Annotated in this window: 5 protein-coding genes; 4 read left to right on the top strand and 1 reads right to left on the bottom strand. The window is 70.8% G+C overall.

Annotation, left to right across the window (positions count from 1 at the left end):
* Positions 1-1,151, bottom strand: a 1,151-nt coding sequence (locus VGW35_19050; protein ID HEV8309765.1) for a cobalamin-independent methionine synthase II family protein, incomplete at its 3' end; no start/stop codon positions are given.
* 94 nt (positions 1,152-1,245) lie between these two features.
* Between VGW35_19050 and VGW35_19045 the strand changes: the two genes are divergently transcribed.
* Genes VGW35_19045 through VGW35_19030 form a run of 4 tightly spaced genes read left to right on the top strand, consistent with a single transcriptional unit; the run spans position 1,246 to position 5,813 of the window.
* Positions 1,246-2,454, top strand: a complete 1,209-nt coding sequence (locus tag VGW35_19045; protein ID HEV8309764.1) for an amino acid ABC transporter substrate-binding protein — start codon at positions 1,246-1,248, stop codon at positions 2,452-2,454.
* A 31-nt stretch (positions 2,455-2,485) separates the two neighbouring features.
* The gene (locus VGW35_19040; protein ID HEV8309763.1) at positions 2,486-3,337 is read left to right on the top strand and encodes a branched-chain amino acid ABC transporter permease; all 852 of its coding nucleotides are present in this window, start codon (positions 2,486-2,488) and stop codon (positions 3,335-3,337) included.
* Between the two features lie 15 nt (positions 3,338-3,352).
* Positions 3,353-5,104 carry a branched-chain amino acid ABC transporter ATP-binding protein/permease gene (locus VGW35_19035; protein ID HEV8309762.1) on the top strand — a complete coding sequence of 584 codons (1,752 nt, stop codon included), beginning with the start codon at positions 3,353-3,355 and terminating at the stop codon, positions 5,102-5,104.
* Positions 5,097-5,813: an ABC transporter ATP-binding protein gene (locus VGW35_19030; protein ID HEV8309761.1), complete on the top strand. Its 717-nt coding sequence runs from the start codon at positions 5,097-5,099 to the stop codon at positions 5,811-5,813. The genes VGW35_19035 and VGW35_19030 overlap by 8 nt, the downstream gene beginning before the upstream one ends.
* Positions 5,814-5,846 lie beyond the last annotated feature (33 nt).

Here is a 5,846-nt window from a genome sequence, read left to right as displayed (position 1 = left end):
GCGAGCGTGAAGCGCGGATCGGCGGCGGGGATCGGCACCTCGGGCAGCTTGAGCTCGCGGCGGACGAGGTTGGCGCCCAGGTTGATGGCGACGCACTTGTAGAAGGCGATCCGCCGGGCGAGCCCCTCGCGGCCGAAGCCGCAGTCGGTCGAGAGGATCAGCCGCTCGGCTGGCACGTACTCGAGCGCCTTGCGGATGAGGTTCGCCACCACCTCCGGCGGCTCCACGGCTGTCGACGTGTGGCTCACCACGCCGATCGCGATCTTCTTCTCGGTGCGGTACCGGCCCAGCAGCGGCAGGTCGCGCCCGCCCGTCGAGGCGCACTCGAGCGTGAGCACGTCGGCGTCGGTCTGGAGCAGGTAGGGGAGCGCCCGCTCGTAGGAGGGACGCTCCCAGTAGAGCGGCTGCTGGTTCGGATTGCCCCAGCAGGTGTGGAGCCAGACCTCGCTCTCGACTCCCCGGATCTCGCGGTTGATCGCGTCGGTGAAGAACTGCAGGTCCCTGTCCGTCGCGCCGCCGTCGGCGGTGGCGCTGTGGTGGCGCGGCTCCTCGACCTGGATCACGCGGCAGCCGGCTGCCGCCACCGCCCGCAGCTCGGCGTTGAAGACATCGGCCACGTCGAGAATCAGCTCGCGCTCGGAGGCGTAGTGCCGGTTCACGAGCATCTTGGCGAGCGTCTGGGCGCTGATGGCCCCGAACTTCACCGGCCGCTCGGTGAACCGCTGCGCCATGCGCCAGAGCGCGACGTACTCGAGTGGGCCCGGCTCGATCTTGGCGCCCACCACGGCCGGCTGGTAGGCCTCCATGACTTCGTAGAGGATGTGGCCGGGCGTGAGTGTCCAGCCCGACGCCGGCGTCCGATCGACGTGGCCGGTGATGCCGGAGAGCCGTTCGATGGGGTAGTAGAACCAGGAGCGTCCGCCCACGGTGAGGTCGAAGCGGGAATCGCCGTCGGTCACGATGTCGAGCCCGGCGCGGACTTGCTCGCCGATGAGACAGTGCACGGCGTCCAGGTACTGCTCCCGGAAGACGCTGTCGCCCAGCGCCTCCTTGAAGGCTCGACCACGCAGGCCCTCGACGAACCAGGATGGCCGCGGGTAGGAGCCGGTGATGGTCGTGGGCAGCACGAGCTCGCGGGTCGCGTTCAGCACGGCTCGAGGCTACCACAGCGGTCGGCGCAGGCAAGGGGGCTTCCGCCCGCGGCGAGGCTGGTATAGAGTCGTGCCGAACGAGAGGAGGTTCGTCATGACGCCCATGGTCCCGAGCCACGCCACGCTGGCCGCGTTCCTGTTACTGTCGCTCACGCTGCCGGTCTCGGGGACAGCGGCGCCGGCCGGCCCGCCGGTTCGCGTCGGCAGCACGCTCGCACTCACGGGGCCGCTGGCGGCGACCGCTCTCGTCCACAAGATCACCGGGGAGATCTACGTCGAGCAGGTGAACCGCAAGAACGGCTTGCTCGGGCGTCCCGTCGAGTGGGTCTTGCTCGACGACCAGTCCAAGCCCGACCTGGCCCGCACGCTCTACGAACGCTTGATCACGGTCGACAAGGTCGACCTGCTCATCGGGCCCTACGCCACCGGAGCGATCCTCTCCGCCATGGGGGTGGCGCAGCGCTACGACAAATTGCTGATCCACCACACCTTCGGCATTCCCCACCTGGCGAAGTACGAGCGGCACTTCCCCACCTGGGCGATCGGTCCGGAGCCCGCCCGGACCTTCCCGAACCTCCTGTTCGACGCGCTGGCCGCCTCGGCGAAGCCGCCCCGGTCGATCGCGATCGTGACCGACAAGTTCCCCTCCGTACATTTCATGTCCGCCGGCGCTCGAGAGGTGGCGCAGAAGCGGGGCCTCCGCGAGGTGCTCTACCTGGAGTTCGAGTTCGGCACCCGGGACTTCGGGCCGATCGCGGCGCGGATCAAGGACGCGAATCCGGACTTTCTCTGGGTGGGCGCGATCGGACTCGATGGGAACATGATCCTGGAGGCGCTCAAGAAGATCGACTACACGCCGCGCAGCCACTTCTATCTCTACCCGGCGCCGGGACCGCTCGCCAAGTCGTCCGAGGGGAAGAACGCCCTCTCCACGACGGTGTTCGAGGAGCACCCGCCGTTCACGGAGGCTCCGGCGGCGGCCGAACTCGTCAAGCTCTTCCGCGAGCGGGCGACCAGGGCCGGGCTGCCCTACCCGGCCGTCGACGCTCAGGCCGCGGCCTCCTACACGGCCTGGCAGCTTCTGGAAGCGGCCGTGACCGCGACCAAGAGCCTGGACGACAAGGCGCTGGCCCAGTGGCTCAAGACCAATCGGGTGGACACGATCATCGGCAAGCTCCGCTTCGACGGTCCGAACAACTACGGCGACGACCTCTCCAAGGTGAAGCAGGTACAGGAGGGAAAGTGGGTGGTCGTCTGGCCGAAGGAATACGCGGCGCCGGGAACCCAGCTCGTCGCTCCGTGACGGTGCCGCCGGCCTGAGCCGCGCACCGCCCGTGCCGAGCCTCACGCTCCTCGGACAGTCGGTCCTGTCCGGGATCCTCGTCGGCGGCCTCTACGGCCTTCTCGGAATGGGCCTCAGCCTGTCCTGGGGCCTGCTCCGTCTCATCAACCTCGCCCACTTCGCGCTGGCCTTCCTGGGCGCCTACCTCACCTACGCCCTGGCGTCCGGATTCGGCCTGGACCCACTCCTCACCCTGCTCCTCATCCCGCCCGCGTTCTTCGCGCTCGGCGTGCTGCTCCAGATGCTCTTCGCCCGGTTCGGGGTCACCGAGTTCAGCTCGCTCCTGGTCACGTTCGGCCTGACGGTCATCATCGAGAGCCTGATCCAGTGGATCTGGACGGCCGACTACCGCCGCCTGGAGACGGTCTACAGCGCCGTCTCCCTGCGGGCGGGCGGACTCTTCATTCCGCTCGCCGAGCTGCTCGCCCTCGCGACCGCCGTCGTGCTGGCCGGCTTCACGTGGACCTGGCTGCGCTTCACCTGGGTGGGCAAGGCCATCCGGGCGAGCGCCGAGGATCCCCTGATGGCGGCCGCGTTCGGGGTGAACCATCGTCGCCTCGCGCTGGTGCTGTCAGGGATCGCGGCCGCCTATGCGGGCGTCGCCGGCGCCTTCGTGGCGCTCGTCTACACGCTCGCCCCCGCCCAGATCTACGCCTGGATCGGGGTCGTGTTCGCCGCCGTGATCATCGGCGGCCTGGGCAATCCGCTGGGACCGCTGGTGGCCGGGATCGTGATCGGGGTGAGCGAGGCGCTGACCATGGCCCTCACCACCCCGGCCTGGGCCCCGCTCGTCTCCTTCACGCTCCTGATCCTCGTCCTGCTGCTCCGGCCGGATCGAGTCTAGGCGGGCGGCCGACCAATGCGGTGGCCACCGACGCGCGGTCTGGGCCCGCCCGTCGCCGTGGGAGCCCTCGGCCTCGCGCTCGCCGTGCTGCCCGCGCTGAAGGTGCCGGCCTTCTACGAGTCGTTCCTCTACCTCGTCTTTCACTGGGTGGCCCTCGCGACGAGCTGGACCATCCTGAGCGGGTTCTCCGGGTACTTCAGCTTCGGTCACGGCGCGTTCTTCGGGGCCGGGATGTACACGACGGCGACGCTGGCCGCCGGCTGGGGCGTGCCGTTCTTCCTGACCCTGCCGCCGGCCGGGCTCCTGGCCGCGCTCTTCGGGATGGGCGTGGGAGCGGTGGTCTTCCGGGTGCGGCGCCTCCGGGGTGAGCTGTTCGCTCTCCTCACCCTCGCGGTGACCTTCGTCCTCGCCACCATCGTCCTGAACACGCGCATCGACGGTGGGCCCGGCGTCTACCTGAGCGGGGTTCCCCTGCCCCGGGTCGCCGGGTCAGCCACCGCCACCCTCTACCTGCTGGGTCTCGGCGTCGCCCTGGGCTCGATCGCGACCGCCTACGCCGTCGTCCGCGCGCGCTGGGGGGTGGGGCTCTTCGCCATCCACGACGACGAGGACGTGGCGGAGGTGATGGGCGTGCCCACCTACCGCTACAAGCTGGTCGCCCTCGGTCTCTCGTCCGGCCTCGCCGGCGTGGCGGGCGGCATCCACGCCATGTTCGTCACTTACGTCACCGTGGCCGAGACGTTCTCCATCGTCGTCCCTCTCTACGTGGTGCTGATGAGCGTGCTGGGTGGCGCCCGGCACTGGCTGGGTCCCGCCGTCGGCGCCACGCTCATCACCGTGCTGATGTACGCCTTCACGAGTGGCGAGACGGCCGTGGTGGGGCGCGCCCTGGTCGGGTTGACGCTGATGCTCGTGATTCTGTTCCTGCCCAACGGAATCACCGGGCTCGTGGCCCGCGGCCACCCGCCGAGACCGGCCGCGCGCGCTCCCGCGCGGTCGCCCGACGGGCCCTCCCGGCCCGCTCCCCCGCCCGCCTCCGCGCCGCCGCTGCTCGTCTGCCGCGACGTCCGAAAGGCCTTCCGCGGGGTGCGGGCGCTGGCCGGGGTCAGCCTCGATGTCCGGGAGGGCGAGATCCTCGGGCTCGTCGGTCCGAACGGCTCCGGCAAGTCGACGCTGATCAACGTCGTCAGCGGCCACTACCGGCCGGACGGCGGCGGGATCCGCTTCGACGGCGTCGAGCTGGCCGGCCGGGCGGCTCACCGGATCGCCGGGCTGGGCATCGCGCGCACGTATCAGATCCCGCGACCGTTCGCCCGGCTGACCGTCCGGAACAACGTCGCGGTCGCCGGCATGTTCGGCCGGACGGGCCACGACCGGCGGACGGCCGAGCGCGAGGCCGCCCGCTGGCTCGAGTTCACCGGACTCGCCGACCGGGCGGAGGCGCTGCCCGGGGCCCTCAACCTGCACCAGCGGAAGTTCCTGGAGCTGGCCCGGGCCCTCGCCTCCGAGCCCCGGCTCGTCCTGCTCGACGAGGTGCTCTCGGGACTGACGGCCTCGGAGATGGCCGACGCCGCCCGGCTCGTTCGGCAGATCCGCGACCGCGGAGCGACGGTCGTGTTCGTCGAGCACATCATCCGCGCCGTCCTGGATCTCTCCGACCGCGTGGTGGTGCTGAACTACGGCCAGGTCATCGCCAGCGGCGCCCCCCACGACGTCATGCGGCATCCCGACGTCGTCCGCGCCTATCTCGGGAAGGCCTATGCTTGAGGCCGAGCGGCTCGCGGTCGCCTACGGCGACGCCACCGCGCTGCGAGACGTGTCGCTCACCGTGGGCGAGGGCGAGCTGGTCTCGGTCGTCGGCCCGAACGGCAGCGGCAAGACGACCCTCATCCACGCGATCGCCGGCCTCCTGCCCGTCCGCGGAGGCCGGCTCCGCTTCCTCGGCGAGGACCTGACCGGGCTCGCTCCCCATGAGATCTGCCGCCGGGGGATCGCCATCGTCCCCGAGGGCCGGCGCCTCTTCACGGGCATGACCGTGGAGGAGAATCTCGAGATCGGCTGCTACGTCCGCGCGGCCCGCGCCGCCCGCGCCGAGCGCCTGGCCCGTGTCTACGCCATCTTCCCCGTCCTGCGCGCCCGCCGCCGGCAGGCGGCAGGCTCGCTGTCGGGAGGCGAGCAGCAGATGGTCGCGATCGGCCGCGCCCTCATGGCCGGCCCGCGTCTGATGCTCCTCGACGAGCCCTCGCTCGGGCTGGCGCCCGCCATCGTCGACGCGGTCTTCGGAGTGGTCGACGCCCTCCATCGGGACGGCGTCGCCATCCTCCTCGTCGAGCAGAACGTGGGCAAGGCGCTCGGGCTGGCGACCCGCGCCTACGTTCTCGAGGAAGGGCGCATCGTCTCCGGCGGCACCCCACCCGAGCTGCTCGAGCAGCCCCACATCCGCAGCGCCTACCTCGGACACCGAGACGGGCGGTAGCCCGTCACCGTTCACACCGCGAACCGTCAGTCC

The organism is Candidatus Methylomirabilota bacterium, from assembly GCA_036005065.1.
Lineage (GTDB): Bacteria > Methylomirabilota > Methylomirabilia > Rokubacteriales > DASRDR01 > DASYQW01.
This window is presented reverse-complemented; position numbering and strand designations above follow the sequence as displayed.